15 protein-coding genes and 2 tRNA genes are annotated in these 18527 nt (G+C 59.9%); all 17 read left to right on the forward strand.

Annotated features, from left to right (window positions below; translation table 11 throughout):
- The first annotated feature begins 148 nt into the window (after positions 1–148).
- Positions 149–2068, forward strand: coding sequence for a molecular chaperone HtpG (gene htpG / locus THIDRDRAFT_RS06195; RefSeq protein ID WP_007039959.1), 1920 nt, complete (start codon positions 149–151; stop codon positions 2066–2068).
- Between the two features lie 184 nt (positions 2069–2252).
- Positions 2253–2912, forward strand: a complete 660-nt coding sequence (gene adk / locus THIDRDRAFT_RS06200; RefSeq protein WP_007039960.1) for an adenylate kinase — start codon at positions 2253–2255, stop codon at positions 2910–2912.
- 113 nt (positions 2913–3025) lie between these two features.
- Entirely contained in the window at positions 3026–3397 is a 372-nt protein-coding gene (gene trxA, locus THIDRDRAFT_RS06205; RefSeq protein WP_007039961.1) for a thioredoxin, read from the forward strand.
- A 248-nt stretch (positions 3398–3645) separates the two neighbouring features.
- Positions 3646–4161: a DUF1249 domain-containing protein gene (locus tag THIDRDRAFT_RS06210; RefSeq protein WP_050984656.1), complete on the forward strand. Its 516-nt coding sequence runs from the start codon at positions 3646–3648 to the stop codon at positions 4159–4161.
- Between the two features lie 202 nt (positions 4162–4363).
- Complete coding sequence (locus tag THIDRDRAFT_RS06215; protein WP_007039963.1) at positions 4364–4819, forward strand: Rrf2 family transcriptional regulator; 456 nt, start codon at positions 4364–4366, stop codon at positions 4817–4819.
- Between the two features lie 220 nt (positions 4820–5039).
- On the forward strand, positions 5040–5963 hold the full coding sequence (prmB, locus tag THIDRDRAFT_RS06220; RefSeq protein WP_007039964.1) for a 50S ribosomal protein L3 N(5)-glutamine methyltransferase: 924 nt from the start codon (positions 5040–5042) through the stop codon (positions 5961–5963).
- A 170-nt stretch (positions 5964–6133) separates the two neighbouring features.
- Positions 6134–6286 carry a hypothetical protein gene (locus THIDRDRAFT_RS26675; protein ID WP_007039965.1) on the forward strand — a complete coding sequence of 51 codons (153 nt, stop codon included), beginning with the start codon at positions 6134–6136 and terminating at the stop codon, positions 6284–6286.
- Between the two features lie 64 nt (positions 6287–6350).
- Entirely contained in the window at positions 6351–7736 is a 1386-nt protein-coding gene (gene hemN, locus THIDRDRAFT_RS06230; protein ID WP_007039966.1) for an oxygen-independent coproporphyrinogen III oxidase, read from the forward strand.
- Between the two features lie 11 nt (positions 7737–7747).
- Positions 7748–9334, forward strand: a complete 1587-nt coding sequence (locus THIDRDRAFT_RS06235; protein ID WP_007039967.1) for a long-chain-fatty-acid--CoA ligase — start codon at positions 7748–7750, stop codon at positions 9332–9334.
- A 159-nt stretch (positions 9335–9493) separates the two neighbouring features.
- Positions 9494–10792, forward strand: a complete 1299-nt coding sequence (gene tig, locus THIDRDRAFT_RS06240; RefSeq protein ID WP_007039968.1) for a trigger factor — start codon at positions 9494–9496, stop codon at positions 10790–10792.
- Positions 10793–10873: 81 nt separating this feature from the next.
- Positions 10874–11515, forward strand: coding sequence for an ATP-dependent Clp endopeptidase proteolytic subunit ClpP (gene clpP, locus THIDRDRAFT_RS06245; RefSeq protein WP_007039969.1), 642 nt, complete (start codon positions 10874–10876; stop codon positions 11513–11515).
- 197 nt (positions 11516–11712) lie between these two features.
- Complete coding sequence (gene clpX / locus THIDRDRAFT_RS06250; protein WP_007039970.1) at positions 11713–12987, forward strand: ATP-dependent Clp protease ATP-binding subunit ClpX; 1275 nt, start codon at positions 11713–11715, stop codon at positions 12985–12987.
- 215 nt (positions 12988–13202) lie between these two features.
- Positions 13203–15662, forward strand: a complete 2460-nt coding sequence (lon, locus tag THIDRDRAFT_RS06255) for an endopeptidase La (protein WP_007039971.1) — start codon at positions 13203–13205, stop codon at positions 15660–15662.
- Positions 15663–15908: 246 nt separating this feature from the next.
- Positions 15909–16280 (forward strand): HU family DNA-binding protein, encoded by a 372-nt coding sequence (locus THIDRDRAFT_RS06260; protein ID WP_281054757.1) that lies wholly within the window; start codon positions 15909–15911, stop codon positions 16278–16280.
- A gap of 13 nt (positions 16281–16293) precedes the next feature.
- Positions 16294–16369, forward strand: a tRNA-Val gene (locus THIDRDRAFT_RS06265).
- 6 nt (positions 16370–16375) lie between these two features.
- Positions 16376–16452: transfer RNA gene (locus THIDRDRAFT_RS06270), tRNA-Asp, on the forward strand.
- Positions 16453–16527: 75 nt separating this feature from the next.
- On the forward strand, positions 16528–18444 hold the full coding sequence (locus tag THIDRDRAFT_RS06275) for a SurA N-terminal domain-containing protein (RefSeq protein ID WP_007039973.1): 1917 nt from the start codon (positions 16528–16530) through the stop codon (positions 18442–18444).
- Positions 18445–18527: the final 83 nt, after the last annotated feature.

Consider the following 18527-nt stretch of genomic DNA (forward strand, 5'->3'; position numbering starts at 1 on the left):
GCGCGCCGCAGAGACGCGGACCAAGATCGGGCATTGTATCCCCCCGAGCCCATGCGACAATACCAGATTGGCTGTTCTGGCCAGTCCGGCCGTGGCATCTTAAAACACGCGAATCAATAACCTAAACCATCAGGGTAAAGATAGAAAGATGACAGTAGAAGCGCATAAGGAAACGTTGGAGTTTAAGGCTGAGGTCAGTCAGGTACTGGATCTGGTGATCCGGTCGCTCTATTCGAACAAAGAGATCTTTCTGCGCGAACTGGTCTCGAACGCCTCCGACGCGGCCGAGAAGCTGCGTTTCGAGGCATTGAGCGATGACGGGCTCTACGAGGGCGACAGCGAGCTGCGGATCCGCGTCACGGTCGATCGGGATGCGGGAACCCTGACCGTTTCCGACAACGGCATCGGTCTCAGTCGCCAGGAGGTCATGGAGACCATCGGCAGTATTGCCAGTTCGGGGACCCGCCGCTTCCTGGAGAACCTCTCCGGGGACCAGGCCAAGGACAGCAAACTGATCGGCCAGTTCGGCGTCGGTTTCTATTCCGCCTTCATCGTTGCCGACAAGGTGACCCTGGTCTCGCGTCGTGCCGGACTTGCGGCGGATCACGGTGCGCGCTGGGAGTCAGACGGTCGCGGCAGCTATTCGCTGGAGACGGTCGAGAAGGCCGATCGCGGAACCTCGGTGACGCTGCACCTGAAGGAGGACGAAAAGGAGTTCCTCGATAGCTGGCGTCTGCGTTCCATCATCGGCAAGTTCTCCGATCACGTCTCGATCCCGGTCGAGATGGCGAAGGAGGCGTATGGAGAGGAGGCCGAGGAGAAAAAGGACGCGCCGCCCGAGTTCGAGCAGGTCAACCGTGGCACGGCGCTCTGGATGCGCAACAAGTCTGAGATCAGTGAGGAGGAGTATCACGATTTCTACAAGCACGTCTCGCACGATTTCGAGGTGCCGCTGGCCTATGCCCACAACCGGGTCGAGGGCACCAACGAATACACCACGCTGCTTTATGTGCCCAAGAAGGCTCCCTGGGATCTCTGGGACCGCGATCAGAAACACGGTGTGAAGCTCTATGTGCGGCGCGTCTTCATCATGGACGAGGCCGACAAGCTGATGCCGCACTATCTGCGCTTCGTCAAGGGCATCGTCGACTCCGACGATCTGCCGTTGAACGTCTCGCGCGAGATCCTGCAGCACAACCGCAAGATCGACACCATCCGTCAGGCCAACACCAAGCGCATCCTGGGTCTGCTCGAGACCATGGCCAAGGACGACGCCGAGAAGTACGGTGGGTTCTGGGACGAGTTCGGTAAGGTGCTCAAGGAAGGTCCGGCCGAGGACTTCGCCAACAAGGAGCGTCTCGCCGGCCTCATGCGCTTCTCTACCACCCATAGCGAGGGCACGGAGCAGCGCGAGTCGCTCGACGGCTATCTCGAACGGATGAAGGAGGGGCAGGACAAGATCTACTACATCACGGCCGACAGCCCGGCGGCGGCGCGACACAGCCCGCATCTGGAGGTCTTCCGCAAGAAGGGCGTCGAGGTGTTGCTGCTGTCCGACCGCGTCGACGAATGGCTGGTCAGCCACCTGACTGAGTACAAGGGCAAGTCGTTGCAGTCGGTCGCCAAGGGCGACCTGGATCTCGGTGACCTGGCCGACAAGGATGAGCAGGAGGCGAAGGAGAAGGCGGCTGCCGAGCACGGTTCGCTGATCGAACACCTCAAGAAGTCGCTCGGCGAGCGGGTCGAGGAGGTGCGTCCCAGTACCCGTCTGGTCGATTCGCCTGCCTGTCTGGTCGTCGGCGAGACCGACATGAGCGCCAACCTGGCGCGCGTGCTCAAGGCGGTCGGTCAGGATGCCCCCGCGACCAAGCCCACGCTCGAGGTCAATCTCGATCATCCGCTGGTCAAGCGTCTTGAAGCCGAGACTGACGACTCGCGCTTCGAGGACCTCAGTCTGGTGCTCTTCGACCAGGCTCAGCTCGCCGAGGGTGGTCAGCTCGACGATCCGGCGGCCTTCGTCGGTCGTCTGAACAAGCTGATGCTGAACATGATGATGGCTGGCGGCTGACGCCCATCCCCTTCAATCCTCCGGCCTGTCGCGGGCTTGGCCCGCGCGTGCCGGACCTTCCATGCATTCGCGTGGTCTGTGTGGCTGCTCGAGGATTTCCCCGATCGCCGATCGGTGGTCCTCGGCAAGGCGGCTATGGCACACTGCGCCGACAACGTACCGAACTGAAGAGGAAATACTGACAATGCGCATCATTCTGTTAGGTGGGCCGGGCGCCGGAAAGGGCACTCAAGCCGGCTTCATCAAGGCGCACTTCGACATTCCCCAGATCTCGACCGGAGACATGCTTCGCGCACACGTGAAGCAGGGAACCGAGCTGGGCAAGGCCGCGAAGAAGATTATGGACGAGGGCGGCCTGGTCTCCGATGACATCATCATCGGGATGGTCAAGGCGCGTATCGCGGAAGACGATTGCCGCAAGGGTTTCCTGTTCGATGGCTTCCCTCGCACGCTGGCGCAAGCGGATGCCATGAAAGACTCGGGCGTCTTCGTCGACGCCGTGGTCGAGATCGACGTGCCGGACGAGGAGATCATCAAGCGCATGTCCGGCCGTCGCGTACATCTCGCCTCGGGTCGGACCTATCACCTGGTCTTCAATCCGCCCAAGGTCGAGGGTGTGGACGACGAAACCGGCGAACCGCTGATCCAGCGCGAGGACGATCGCGAGGAAACGGTCAAGGCGCGTCTCCAGGTCTATCACGACCAGACCGAGCCGCTGGTCGGTTACTACTCATCCTGGGCCGATCAGGGAGGCGAGGGCGCTCCGCGTTATATCCGCGTGCAGGGAATCGGCGCCGTCGAGGATATCCGCGCGCGTATCATCGGCGAGCTCGAGTCGCTCTGATATCCATCGACAGGTTTGCCATCGCATCGCAAGCCCGTGTCGGTCCTGGAAATACAGCGGGGAGCAGCCATGTTTGGTACCATCCCCGCACAAAATTAGACAGAGGAGTCGGCATGGCCGTCGTTGAGCTCGATACCAATACTTTCGAACAAACCATTCAGAACAACGATTTCGTGGTCGTTGACTATTGGGCACCTTGGTGTGGTCCCTGCCGGTCTTTTGCTCCCGTCTACGAAAAGGTCTCCAACGACTTCGACGATATCGTTTTCGCCAAGCTGAACACGGAAGAGCATCAAGAGATCGCGGCGCACTTCCAGATTCGCTCCATTCCAACGCTGATGATCTTTCGCGAACAGATCATCATCTTCTCTCAGGCAGGTGCCCTGCCGGAGGGAGGCTTCCGTGAGCTGCTGTCCAAGGCGAAGGAATTGGATATGGCCGATGTGAAGCGCCAGATTGCGGAGCAGGCGTCGGATAACGCCTAGCGTGTCGGGTCGGCCGCCTCCACGGGCTCGGTGCGGCCGATCCTTCGCGTTCCCGGCCCGTTCGCGTTGATCGATTCCAGAACCCTCTTGTCGGGATCGAGGCTGGATTCAAAAATCCTGCCTGGTCACAGCGGGGCCTGCTGTCTTCGCAGCAATGCAGTCCGTCGATCCTGTCCAGCTGGATACCGATGGTTTGGTATCCGTTCGAGCGATCTTGCTCCCTCATCGTGGTAACCCGGCTAGTCTTCATGCAGCGTTCCAACCCTTCGCGTTACGTCTCCGAGCTCTGTTCGGGGCGCCTCAATGTCGGGGCCTTGATGGCGCTGTGCGAGGAGAATTACGGACGGTTGTCGCGTCTGGCCCCAAGTCTGCATCAGGCCCAGGGGAGTCTGGTCTCGCGTCAGAGCGGCACTATGGATCTCTATCTCCATGTGCTTGCGCAGTCTCGCTATACCAGCGAGGTTCGTCTGACCTATCTGTTCGACAGCCATGAGGCGGAACGGATGTGTGCCGATCCCGACGCCCATCTGCGTGTCTATCACGATGCGCGTCAGGTGGAGATTCTCGATCTGCGCCAGGGGGTTTTGCCGCTGCGGACCCATTACGCGCATCCTGCTCTCGCCGACAAGTGGCAAGCGAACCTGTTTCTCTCCAAGTGGCTGATATTTTGTTTGAGGGCCGGCCATCGGCTTCACTCTGATCCTTCCTGCCCGCAGTCGCTCGGCTCGGATATCCGCAATTCGGGCTGTCTGGTCCGCTCCTGATGGTTCTCTGAATCGACGTCCTCGTGCCTTTGGCACAGGAGTCGGTCGTTGGCGTTCGCTCGGTTGGACGTGCTTCGGATAATTTTCCCTATTGCCGACCATTGAAATGGGGTATTTGTTGACTAATTTAGTCATTGGGCGTCAGGCGCTAAGGCATGCCGACTCGCCCGTGTCCCGTCAATCGGCTAAAGGCATCCGAACTATGAGACTATCGACCAAAGGCAGATATGCCGTGACAGCCATGCTTGACCTTGCGCTGCATGCTGGCAAGGGGCCTGTAACCCTCGCGGATATCTCGTCGAGCCAGGGGATTTCGCTGTCCTATCTCGAGCAATTGTTCGCCGCGCTGCGCGCCAAGAGTCTGGTGCGTGGGGTCAGGGGGCCAGGCGGAGGCTATTATCTCGGCAAGTCGGCAGAGGACATCTCGATCGCGAACATCATCTGCGCGGTTGATGAATGGGTTGAGTTTACGCGCTGCGGCGGGCGTGAAAACTGTCGCGACGGCCAGCGCTGTCTGACCCATCATCTCTGGGATCAGCTCAGCGACGAGATCTTCCGTTTTCTCAGCAATATCACCCTGCAGGATCTAGTCGAGCGCGGCAGCGTTGATGTGCCGGTACCCGAGGTCGGTCAGGTCTCCAAGCGGCGCGCGGCCTGATTTCTAGCACTCCGTTTCGGTGATGAGGGCCGTCAGGTCTCTCCGTTCAGGTCCTCGTTGAGAACGTTGTCTCGTCGGCATGTGCTTCGCTGGTGGTCCGATGCCAAGCCCGTGCTGAAACGCCGTCGTTGCGGTGTTATGCTTAGGCGCTTAATTTCGGGTGTCCGGCTCGTAGTCTTTGTCCGGATCCCAATGGCACCAACCTAAGAATTGACGCGCTATGGCAGAACAGCCGGACGGCTTGATAACGATCCAGGATTTCGTGCGTTGGGGGGCCAGTCGCTTCAATGCGGCTCAGCTCTTTTTCGGGCACGGAACCGACAACGCCATCGATGAGGCGGCCCATCTGGTGCTCAGTGGGCTCAACCTCGATCCTGGTCTGCCGGCGGGCTTCCGCGATTGTCGGCTCACCCCGGCCGAGCGCGTCTTGGTTTCCGAGCTGATCGAGCGTCGCCTGGTCGAGCGGGTGCCCGGTGCCTACTTGACCGGGAGGGCCTGGTTCGCGGGCATGGAGTTCTCTGTCAATCGGCATGTCTTGGTGCCGCGTTCGCCGATCGCCGAATTGGTGGAGGCGGGGTTCGATCCCTGGATCGACGCCGAGCGTATCGGACGGGTGCTCGACCTCTGTACCGGCAGCGGCTGTATCGGCATTGCCTCTGCCGCCTATCTTCCCGACGCGGATGTCGATCTGGTCGATATCTCCCCCGATGCGCTGGAGATGGCTCGACTCAATGTCGAGCGTCACGGTCTGGCCGATCGCGTCCGGGTTCTGGAGTCCGATCTGTTCGATGTCCTGGCGGGCAATCGTTATGACGTGATCGTCTCCAATCCGCCCTATGTGTCCCAGGCGGAATACGACTCCCTTCCGGCCGAGTATCTCAATGAGCCCGGGCTCGGGCTCTTGGGGGGCGATGACGGTCTCGATTTGGTCATCCGCATCCTGGAAGGTGCCGCCCACTTCCTGACCGAGGAAGGTATCCTGATCGTCGAGGTGGGAAATTCCGCTCAATATCTGGACAGCCGTCTGCCTGGAATCCCCTTTACCTGGCTCGAATTCGAGCGAGGCGGGGAGGGCGTATTCCTGCTGACTCGCGAGCAACTGATCGAGCACCGAGCACAGTTCGAGGAGGCGCTCGCGCGATGACGCTTCGGTGTGTGCGCGGTGTTGAACAGTATGTCGATTAGGTGCCTCAGGCGGTCTTCGGAGTCGAGAGTCTGCGCGACTGCCTGGAGTGCAACGATGTCGAAGATGTGGCCCGGTTCCCAGCCTGACTCGATCCGCTCGAGGCAGGTGTCAAGGCCATTCGCTCGGCCATGCGGGACGAAACCTACGTTTTCGGTCGGGAGGATCTGCCGTTCATGGACCTGGCCGGCAAGTACGCGGAAGAGATTCCATTCCATTCCCTGTCCAAACAGATCAATGAGGCCCATCGTCATGGGCTCGATGTGGACGGGGATGATGCCTGAACAGGCTTTTCGAAAGGTGCCGTTTGGGGGCCAGACGCGCGCCCTGCGGCTGGAGGATTGAACGGTGGAGCAAGGCGTTTCCTTTGATCTTGATTTGATTCGTCGGTATGACCAAAGCGGTCCGCGCTATACCTCATACCCGACCGCGGTGGAGTTCGACGAGGCCTTCGATGAGACGGCCTATAAGGCGACCTGTGCGCGTAGCAACGAGAGCGGTCGGCCGCTGTCGCTCTATTTCCATATCCCTTTCTGCGACACGGTCTGCTTTTACTGCGCCTGCAACAAGATCGCGACCAAGGACCGCTCCCTGGCGCAGCCCTATCTGGATCGCGTCTATAAAGAGCTGGAGATGCAGGCGGCGCTGTTCGACTCGTCGCGTCAGGTCGAGCAGTTGCACTGGGGCGGCGGCACGCCGACCTTCCTCAGCAACGCGCAGATGACCGAGCTGATGGATGTGACGCGCCGTCACTTCAAGCTGGCTGGCGACGACGTTGGCGAGTATTCGATCGAGATCGATCCGCGCGAGGCGGATGCGGAGACCGTCAAGGTGCTGCGTCAGATCGGTTTCAATCGCATGAGTCTGGGTGTGCAGGACTTCGATCCTCGGGTGCAGGAGGCGGTGAACCGCGTCCAGACCGAGGCGCAGACCATGGAGGTGCTGAACGCGGCGCTTGACGAGGGCTTCCGCTCGGTCAGTATCGATCTCATCTACGGTTTGCCGTTCCAGTCGGTCGACAGTTTCCTCAAGACCCTCGATCGCGTGATCGAGGTCAATCCTCAGCGCATGTCGATCTTCAACTACGCGCACCTGCCTGAGCGTTTCAAGCCGCAGCGCCGTATCAACGATGCGGATCTGCCTGCACCGCAGGTGAAGCTCGACATCCTGCAGGCGACCATTCAGCGTCTCACCGATGCGGGTTATGTCTATATCGGTATGGACCACTTCGCTCGTCCCGACGACGAGCTGACTCTGGCTCAACAGGCAGGGACCCTGTATCGCAACTTCCAGGGTTACTCCACTCATGCCGATTGCGATCTCATTGGGATCGGTGTGACCTCGATCGGCATGATCGACAATACCTACGGTCAGAACCGTCGTGGCCTGGACGAGTATTACGCGGATATCGACGCGGGGCGTCTTCCTGTTTTCCGTGGTATCGCGTTGAACCAGGACGACCTCATCCGTCGCGACGTCATCACCCGGCTGATCTGTCATTTCCAGCTGGACATGCGTTCGATCGAGGCCAAGTGGGGGATCGACTTCGCGAGCTATTTCGCCGATGGTCTTGAGACGCTCAAGGGGATGACGGAAGACGGTCTGGTCGCTGTCGATTCGGAGCAGATTCGGATTCTGGCGCCTGGTCGTCTGTTGGTCCGCAATATCTGCATGGCCTTCGATGCCTATCTCGCGGCCAAGACCGGCCCGATCGGCTTCTCGAAGGTCATCTGATTCCTTCGCGCGTGGCTCCCGCCATCGCTTCCATCGACATCCCCGCGCGGTTCCGCGAAACGGCGGCGCGGCGCGGGGATGCCTGCTGCGTCTTTGTTGACGATAAGTCCTGGAGTTTTGACGAACTGGATCGGGCGAGCGATGCCGTCGCGGCCGCGCTCGCCGATGCAGGTATCGCCCTAGGGGACCGGGTTGCGCTGCTCTGTGGCAACTGTCCCGAATTTCTGGTCGCCTATCTCGGCATTCTCAAGTCGGGCGCCACCGTCGTACCGATCAATACCCTGCTCAACTACCAGGAGATGGCCTATATCCTCGCCGACAGCGAGGCGCGTGGCCTCTTCTATCAGGATGCCTTCGAGACGGTTGCTGACGCAGCGCTTCAAGAGGTGTCCGCCGTCGCGATGCGCGTGTGCATTGGCGAGGGTTCCGCTCAAGGCGAAGTTCGTTTGGGCGACCTGTTAGCGTCTTCCGGTGTCGCTCCTGCGGTCGAGCTGGATCCGCAGGATGCGGTCGCGGTCATCCTCTATACCTCTGGGACCACGGGGCACCCGAAGGGGGCGATGCTGACCCATGCGAATCTGCTCGCCAACGCGCGCGGTGTGGCGCAGGCATTGGCATTGGGCGATGAAGACCGGCTGCTGGTCGTGTTGCCCATGTTCCACGCCTTTGCGGCAACGGTCGGGATTCTGGCTTCTTTGCTCGAAGGTTGCGGGGTGATCCCGGTGGGGCGTTTCGACCCGCGTCTCGTTTCCACTGCGATTGCGACACATGGCGCGACCATCTTTCTCGGTGTGCCCAGCATGTACGGCGTGCTGCTTCGGCTCGACGAGACATGGGTTGCGCGCTGGAAGGGCATTCGTCTGTGCGTCAGCGGAGGGGCGGCCATGCCCGTGGCTCTGATGTCGGCCTTCGAGCAGCGTTTCGCTGTCCCTGTTCACGAGGGCGATGGACCGACCGAATGCGGCCCCGTGACCTGTGTCAATCCGCTCGGTGGCGATCGCCGTCCTGCGTCGATCGGGGTGCCGATTCCGAGCGTGGAGATGCGCATTTTGGACGCCGCCGGTCGACCGCTTCCGGATGGCGAAACAGGCGAGGTTTGCGTGCGCGGGCCGAGTGTCATGAAGGGCTATTTCAAGCAGCCCGAGGCGACGCGCCAGAGCTTCTTCGGCGATTGGTTCCGGACTGGGGATTTAGGCTATCGGGACGCGGATGGATATTTCTATCTGGTCGACCGACTCAAGGATCTGATCATCACCAATGGAATGAACGTCTATCCGCGCGTCATCGAGGAGGTGCTCTATCGTCACCCCGACGTCGTGGAGGCTGCTGTGGTGGGCGATCCGGACCCACGGCATGGCGAGGTGCCCGTCGCGCATATCGCGTTGCGCGCCGACGCCACGATCGAGTTGGCGGATCTGCGGGCCTGGTGTCGTCAGCATCTGGGTCAGCACGAGCTCCCGCGCCGCATCTTGCTCCGGGAATCCCTGCCGAAAAATGCGGCTGGCAAGATCCTCAAGCGCGAGTTGCGTGTGACTGGCGAGCATGAACGCGGCGTGAGGCCGTCATCGGTCGCCTCGGACGGGGACCTCGCCGAGTGAGTGCTGGAGGGCGGGATGCGTCGATTGATGGCGCTTGGATCCTCGGGTTGCGTCAAGCTATACTGAACGGCTTTTGAAGATATGGGCGGAATGCCTGTGTCAAGATTCACGTAACGGGCGGTCCGAACCAAAACTGGCGGTACCGACGGGAGACAGTCAATGCAAGTTTCGGTGGAAGCGGGCGAAGGGCTCGAGCGGCGCATGAAGATCGATCTGCCTTTCGAGCAGATCGAGGGTGAGGTCGAAAAGCGTTTGCAGCAGTTTGCGCGTACCGCCAGATTGCCCGGCTTCCGTCCGGGCAAGGTTCCCATGAAGGTGTTGCGGAAGCGTTTCGCCGACCAGATCCAGCAAGAGGTGTTTGGCGAGCTGGTGCAGTCCAGCTTCATGGATGCCTTGAAGCAGGAGGACTTGCGTCCAGTCGGCATGCCGTCCATCGAGCCCGATATTGATCTTGAGGGTCAGAACTTCGGTTTCACCGCGATCTTCGAGGTCATGCCCGAATTTGAGCTTGCCTCGCTCGACGGAAAGACCGTCAAGCGACCGGTCAGCGAGCTGACCGATGCGGATCTGGACGCTATGATCGAGCGTTTGCGCGAGCAGCGCAAAACCTGGGTAGCGGTGGATCGCGCCTGCCAGAGCGGCGACCAGTTGACCATCTCCTTCTCCGGTAACGTTGATGGCGAGCCCTTCGAGGGCGGGTCCAGCTCCGACTTCAAGATCGAGCTCGGTACCAGTCGTATGATTCCCGGTTTCGAGGACGGTTTGGTCGGTGCCTCTGCAGGCGAGCAGCGCACGCTTGATCTGACCTTCCCCGATCCCTATCAGGCCGAGCACCTGGCTGGTAAGCCTGTGCGCTTCGAGGTGACCGTCGATGAGGTCGCCGAATCTCGGCTGCCTGAGGTTGATGCGGAATTCGTCGCGATGTTTGGGGTCGAAGACGGCGACATCGAACGCTTCAGGTCCGACGTCCGCGCCAATATGGAACGGGAGTTGAAGCAGCGTCTCACCGCCCGCACTAAAGAAGGTGTGATGGATCTGCTTTTCGATGCGAACAGCATCGATGTGCCGAAGGCGCTGATCGAGTCCGAAGTGAAGGCGATGGCCGACCAGATGCGTCAGGCATTGGGTGGCGCTGGCAATATGGAGCTGCCCCCTCAGCTGTTCGAGGCCGGTGCCCACCGCCGAGTCGCGCTGGGCCTGATTCTTGGTAAGCTCGTCAATGATCGGGGGCTGACTGCGGACCCGGATCGTGTGCGCGAGGCGGTCGAGCAGGCGGCATCCACCTACGAGCAACCACAGGCGGTGGTCGATTACTACTATGGCAATAAGGAGCTGCTGAGTTCGTTCGAGAGTCTTGCGCTTGAGGGTCAGGTCGTCGACCTGGTACTCGAAGAAGTGACCGTCGAGGACGAACCGCTGTCGTTCGAGGAACTGACCAATCCGTCGTCCGACGCCTAATAGGCGCGGCTCTGGTCCAAAGGTCGCTCCGGAGATCGTCTCTTCGGAGCGAAGTATCCAGATACAGGTGAAGTCCAATCCATGAGCAATCCTCTGAGTCGTACTGACTGGCAGCCCCAAGGGCTTGGCCTAGTCCCTATCGTCGTCGAGCAGACCGCCCGTGGCGAGCGCTCGTTCGACATCTATTCCCGGTTGCTCAAAGAGCGTGTGATCTTTCTCGTCGGTCCGGTCGAGGATCACATGGCGAACCTGGTGGTTGCCCAGTTGTTGTTTCTCGAATCCGAGAATCCCGACAAGGACATCCATCTCTATATCAACTCGCCGGGTGGTTCGGTGACGGCTGGCCTGGCAATCTACGACACCATGCGTTTCATCCGTCCCGATGTGAGCACCATGTGTATCGGTCAGGCGGCGAGCATGGGCGCGCTGCTGCTCGCAGGCGGCGCGGCCGGTAAGCGTTTCTGTCTGCCGCATTCGCGGATGATGATCCATCAGCCCTTGGGTGGTTTTCAGGGGCAGGCGTCGGATATCGATATCCACGCGCGCGAAATCCTCTACATCCGTGAGCGTCTCAATCAAATTCTGGCCGATCATACTGGGCAGCCGATCGAGAAGATCGCCGAGGACACCGAGCGCGACCGCTTCATGGGTGGAGACGCGGCCCAAGAGTATGGGTTGATCGATAAGGTCATCAACGAGCGCGGCCCGGCGGCAAAAAGCTGAATCTCGCACGACGTGTCGTCGGGTGCCAGCGCCCGACGACGCACACCTCAAAGTGATTCGCGTCCAGATTTGTGACACCCGGCAAACCCTGTGTTTAACCGTCTTGCCATATATGCCTAAACGGTTATGATTGAGGTTGCCTCAGTCGGGACTGCTGGATGTGCGTCCCTCATAGCCCCCCCGGAGATCTACCCCCGATGAGCGGAAACAACCACGGCAAGAGCGACGAAGGTAAGCTGCTCTATTGTTCCTTCTGTGGTAAGAGTCAGCACGAAGTCCGCAAACTCATCGCCGGCCCTTCCGTGTTCATCTGCGACGAGTGCGTCGAACTCTGCAACGATATCATCCGTGAGGAAATGCAGGAAAGTGTCGGTGAAACGACCAATCACCTGCCCAAGCCGCGTGAGATCAATGCGCGCCTGGACGAGTTCGTTATCGGTCAGGAGAAGGCGAAAAAGGTCCTGTCCGTCGCTGTCTACAATCATTACAAGCGTCTTGAGGTGGCCGAGGCCAAGGAAGACATCGAGATCGCCAAGAGCAATATCCTCCTGATCGGGCCGACCGGTTCCGGTAAGACGCTTTTGGCTGAGACGCTGGCACGATTGCTGAATGTGCCCTTCACCATCGCCGATGCCACGACTCTCACTGAGGCTGGCTATGTGGGCGAGGATGTCGAGAACATCATTCAGAAACTGCTGCAGAAGTGCGACTACGACGTCGATAAGGCGCAGACCGGCATCGTCTACATCGATGAGATCGACAAGATCTCGCGCAAATCGGACAATCCGTCGATTACCCGCGATGTTTCGGGCGAGGGCGTTCAGCAGGCGCTGCTGAAGCTCATAGAAGGGACGGTTGCCTCCGTTCCTCCGCAGGGCGGGCGTAAGCATCCACAGCAGGAGTTCCTGCAGGTCGATACGTCCAACATCCTCTTCATCGTGGGTGGCGCCTTCGCGGGGCTGGATAAGGTGATTCAGAACCGCTCGCGCAAGACGGGGATCGGTTTCTCGGCCGAGGTCCACAGCGTGAGCGATGGACGTCAGATCGGCGAGCTGTTGAGTGCGGTCGAGCCGGAGGATCTCATCCGGTACGGTTTGATTCCCGAGTTCGTCGGCCGCTTGCCGGTCATGGCGACCTTGGAGGAACTCGACGAAGCCGCGCTGATGCTCATCCTGACCGAGCCGAAGCACGCCATGGTCAAGCAGTACGCGCGCTTGTTCGAAATGGAAGGTGTGACGCTCGAGATCCGCGAAGACGCTCTGCGTGAAATCTCCCGCAAGGCGATGGAACGCAAGACGGGTGCTCGTGGCCTTCGCACCATCATGGAGCAGATCCTTCTCGACACCATGTACGATCTGCCCTCAATGGAACATGTGAGCAAGGTGGTGATCGATGCCTCCGTCATCGCCGGTGAAAACAAACCCTTCCTGATTTATGACGGGGTCGAGAAACAAGCCGCTGCTGCGGATTGATCTTCGCACGTTCGGACCTTGGCATGCAGTCCTGGTGAGGTCGTCTGGATAGATCCAGGTTGGGCGGTTCGGGTCATCGTTGAACTCGATGACCTTCGCCCCGACCCTGTCATTATTCCCACCACACCGACATCTACGGTGGCGATTCGGCGAGTAGGCCGGTGGATACTCGCGTCGCCAGTGCGTGGACTGTTGCTTTGACGAGATACGTTTTCATGTCGCAACACGATACTGTTTCCACGGCTGATACCTCCAACCTCCAGGAAGTGCCGGTGCTCCCGCTTCGGGATGTCGTCGTGTATCCACACATGGTGATCCCGCTCTTCGTCGGGCGTGATAAGTCCATTCACGCCCTCGACAGCGCGATGTCGAGCGACAAGCAGATCCTGCTTATCGCGCAGAAGAGCGCCGAAGTCGACGATCCGGCGGTTAAGGATCTCCATCAGATCGGCACCCTGGCGAATATTCTTCAATTGCTGAAACTGCCCGATGGAACCGTCAAGGTTCTGGTCGAGGGCAATCAGCGCGCGCATATCGAGCGATTCCTCACGACGGAAGAGGCGTTTTCGGCCTTGATCGAGCCGCTCCCGGAAACGCTGGATGTCGATGAGCGTGAGCAGGAAGTTCTGATGCGCTCGGCGATGGCGCTGTTCGATCAGTATGTGAAGCTCAATAAGAAGGTTCCGCCTGAGGTGCTGTCGTCTCTGGCCAGCATCGATGACCCGGGGCGTCTCGCCGACACCATGGCCGCGCACATGTCGCTCAAGATCGACGAGAAGCAGCATGTGCTGGAGATGGTCGATGTTCAGGCGCGTCTCGAGCATCTGATGGGGCTGATGGAGTCCGAGAACGACATCCTGCAAATGGAGAAGCGCATTCGTGGGCGCGTCAAGCGTCAGATGGAGAAGAACCAGCGCGAGTACTATCTCAACGAGCAGATGAAGGCCATCCAAAAGGAATTGGGTGAACTCGAGGATGCGCCGAATGAGATCGAGGATCTCGCCAACCGGATCGAGGCCGCCGGCATGCCGCGCGAGGCCAAGGACAAGGCCCAGGGTGAGCTGAACAAGCTCAAGCTGATGTCGCCTATGTCGGCCGAGGCCACGGTGGTGCGCAACTACATCGATACCCTGGTCAACGTTCCCTGGAAGAAGCGCACCCGCATCCGCAACGACATCAAGGTCGCCGAGTCGGTTCTGGACAAGGATCACTATGGTCTGGAGCGCGTGAAGGAGCGCATCCTCGAATATCTCGCCGTGCAGCAGCGGGTGCGCAAGCTCAAGGGGCCCATTCTTTGTCTGGTCGGACCTCCGGGTGTCGGTAAGACTTCGCTCGGCCAGTCGATTGCGCGTGCGACCAATCGCAAGTTCGTGCGCATGTCGCTCGGTGGCGTGCGCGACGAGGCCGAGATTCGAGGGCATCGCCGCACCTATATCGGTGCGCTTCCGGGCAAGATCATCCAGAACCTGTCCAAGGCTGGCTCGCGCAACGCCTTCTTCCTGCTCGACGAGATCGACAAGATGGCGATGGACTTCCGCGGCGATCCGGCGTCGGCCCTCCTGGAGGTGCTGGATCCCGAGCAGAACCACACCTTCGCGGATCACTATCTGGAGGTCGACTTCGACCTCTCAGAGGTGATGTTCGTCGGCACGGCCAACACGCTCAACATCCCGCCTGCGCTGCTGGACCGCATGGAGGTGATTCGTCTCTCCGGCTATACCGAGGATGAGAAGGTCGCCATCGCCGAGCGCTACCTGGTGCCCAAGCAGGTCAAGAACAACGGCCTCAAGTCGGGCGAACTGGTGATCCGCGAGGCGGCGTTGCGTGACATCATCCGGCACTACACGCGTGAGGCGGGTGTGCGCAATCTGGAGCGCGAGATCTCCAAGGTCTGCCGTAAGGTCGTCAAGGAGGTGTTGCTCAAGAAGCGCGATACGCCGACGGTCGTGACCTCCAAATCGTTGGAGAAATATCTCGGTGTCCAGCGCTACCGCTACGGACGCGCCGACGAACATGATCAGATCGGACAGGTTACGGGTTTGGCGTGGACCGAGGTTGGCGGCGAATTGTTGCGTATCGAATCGGCGCTCGTCCCGGGCAAGGGCAAGTTTACCTACACGGGGCAGCTTGGCGATGTTATGCAAGAGTCGATTCAGGCGGCCATGACCGTAGTGCGCGCTCGCGCCGATGCCCTCGGCGTTCCGCTCGACTTTCATAACAAGTTCGATGTGCATATTCACGTGCCGGAAGGGGCGACCCCAAAGGATGGTCCGAGCGCGGGTGTTGCCATGTGCACTGCGTTGGTGTCCGCTCTGACCAAAATTCCTGTACGGTCGACCGTTGCCATGACGGGCGAGATCACCCTGCGCGGCGAGGTGTTGCCGATCGGTGGGCTCAAGGAAAAGTTGCTCGCAGCGCATCGTGGCGGTATCGAGACCGTCATCATTCCGATGGAGAACGAGCGCGATCTGACCGAGATCCCGAAGAACATCAAGCAGCATCTCAAGATCCACCCGGTGCGTTGGATCGATGAGGTGCTGGATCTCGCGCTGGTCGGTCGTCCGGAGCCCAAGGAGGCCGTTATGGATGGCGGTGAGCCCAGGACGGACGACAAGGAGGCACATGATTCCGGGACGGATGCCGCGCGCGATCAGAATGCGCGTTTGCATCACTAGGGCATCGTTCGAGCCCTCTTCGATCCGCAGTTCCTCGGGCGTTTTTCGGGGGCTGCGGATCTCTGTTCGTTCTTTCCGAGGTTTTCAGCGGAAATTGTGTTGCGTTGAGCGATTGGCAGGGCGTTCCTTGGGGGCATAGTGCTCTTTCTGGTCGTCCGGCTCGCTTTACATGATCAAATGCGGGTTGCCCTTCCGATGTCTCCGTCATAGCATGCATCGACTACTGAAGGGGTTCGTGGCAGGGTGGTGTGGTCGCCTCTCAGGTTGCGAGACGGTGGTCCAGCCGAAAGCGACACCGCAGTTCAATTAGCGAATAAAGAAAGCTGTTATCAACAGGGGAAACAGATGAACAAGTCGGAACTCATCGAAAAGATGGCTGATGCCGCAGATATCTCCAAGTCCGCTGCAGCACGTGCGCTGGATACTTTTACAGATGAGGTTGCAATCGCGCTGAAAAACGGCGATACTGTATCGCTCATCGGGTTTGGAACCTTCTCTGTTAAGGAGCGTGCCGCCCGGACTGGCCGTAATCCTCAAACGGGTGCGGCCATCGAGATTAAGGCCTCGAAAAATCCTTCATTTAAAGCTGGTAAAGCACTGAAGGATGCAGTACAATAACTGCTCATTGCAAGGGTGCTTAGCTCAGTTGGGAGAGCATCGCCCTTACAAGGCGAGGGTCGCAGGTTCAAGCCCTGCAGCACCCACCAAAATTTGGAGCGGTAGTTCAGATGGTTAGAATACCGGCCTGTCACGCCGGGGGTCGCGGGTTCGAGCCCCGTCCGCTCCGCCATCTTGATTAGAATCGGGGCATCCATTGGATGCCCCTTTCTTTTTTCTGAATCCCATACACTTCTGCGTACTCGCCATGCTTCAGACTATCCGTGACCGTGCTCAAGGGTGGATCGCTTGGGTGATCGTCATTCTCATCAGTATTCCATTCGCGTTGTGGGGTATTCAGTCCTATCTCGACATCGGGGGCGCGCCGATCGCCGCGACGGTGAACGGGGCTGAAATCTCGCAGAGAGATCTCGACAAACGCGTGCAACAGGCAAGGTACGAACTGCGCGAGCGTCTCGGTGCCGCCTACGACACGGCGGGTTTCGACGACAAGACGTTACGCTCCGAGGTCTTGGACAAGATGATCCGAGATGCCTTGCTGTTCGATACGACTCAACAGCTCGGTTTGCGCGTCTCGGACCAAGAGGTCCAGATGCAAATCCTGTCCGAGCGGGCCTTTCTGCGCGACGGGCGTTTCGATCAGGATGCCTACAATCGGGTCCTACAGCTGCAAGGAATGTCGCCGGCGATGTTCGAGCACCAGTTGCGGCAGCAATTGGCGGGCATGCAGTTGGTGCGAGCGGTTGGTGCGAGCGCGTTCGTAACCGCTTCCGAACTTTCTGATTATCAAAGGCTCGCGGATCAAAAGCGCGAGATTTCCTTCCTGCGTTTCGCCTCGGACGATTACGTCGATGGGGTCAAGGTCGACGATGCTGCGATCGACGCCTATTACAAGACGCATTCGAACGACTTCCAGACCCCCGAACAGGTCAAGCTGGATTATCTGTTGCTCGACTCCACGACCCTTGCATCCAAGGTGTCGGTCAGCGATGACGAGTTGCGTCAGCAGTATGCGTCCGAAAAGGGGCGTTTCGTTGTGCCGGAGCGTCGCCAGATGCGCCACATCTTGTTGACGGTGCCTAAGGACGCCGACGAGGCGACCGCGAACGGGGTGCTCGAAGCGATCAAGAAGCTGCGTGAGCGCATCCTGGCCGGTGAGTCCTTCGAGGAGGTGGCGAAGGAAAGTTCGAAGGATCCTGGAAGCGCGGCCAAGGGCGGGGATTTGGGGACCGTCGAGAAGGGTGTGATGGATCCTGCCTTCGAGCGCGTTGCCTTTGATTTGCCGGTCGATCAGGTGAGCGAGCCGGTGCGCACGCCCTTTGGCTACCATCTGATCGAAGTGACCTCGATCATTCCCGCGCAGGTGCAGCCCTTCGAGGCGGTGAAGGATACCCTTCGTTCGGAGGTCGCCAAGCAGAAAACGGATTCGCTCTATTACGATCTGGGCGAACGTCTGGCCAATATCGTGTACGAGTCCCCAGACAGCCTTGAGCCAGCGGCAGAGGAATTGGGGCTCAGTGTGCAGCACAGCGATTGGATGAGCCGTGAGGGCGGTACGGGTATCTTCGCCAATCCCAAAGTGATGGCCGCCGCCTTCAGCGACGAGGTGCTCAACGCTGGCTCCAATAGCGATATGATCGAGCCGGATCGCGATCAGCTTCAGGCGATCGTGCTGCGTGTCGCGGATCATCGCGAGGTAGCGACCAAGCCGCTCGACGCAGTGCGCGATGAGATCGTCGCTCGACTCAAGCAGGAAGGTGCCGAGGCCAAGGCGGCCAAGGCGGCCGATGCGTTGGCCAAGCAACTCCAAGAGGGTGGCGACTGGGCGACCTTGGCTGAAAAGGCCGAGGCTCCGGCGCTCGTCGGACGGAGTGATCCCAAGGTTCCGGCCTCCGTGCTGGATGCGGCCTTCAAGCTCCCGGCGCCTGAGGCCGGGCAGGCCAGCGTCGGGACGGCCTCACTGGATGAAGGGGATGCGGCTGTCGTGCGTGTCACCGCCGTTCAGGATGGCGAGGCTAAGGTGGCGGAGAAGGGTAAGCCGTCTCCCGATGCCTCCATGCTCTCTCAGCTGATGGGGCGCCAGCTCTATACGGCGATGATGGACGACATCGAGCGCCGCGCCGACATTGAGCGCAATACCACCGGGGCCGAAGAGACGCCCTGATCCGATATCCGGGCGGGATGGCGTCGCAATGAGGCCACTCCCGTTCGCTCGAAAGCCCTTCCAGATGATGGCGCCGAACGATT

Origin of the sequence: Thiorhodococcus drewsii AZ1 (assembly GCF_000224065.1) — a bacterium.
GTDB lineage: Bacteria > Pseudomonadota > Gammaproteobacteria > Chromatiales > Chromatiaceae > Imhoffiella > Imhoffiella drewsii.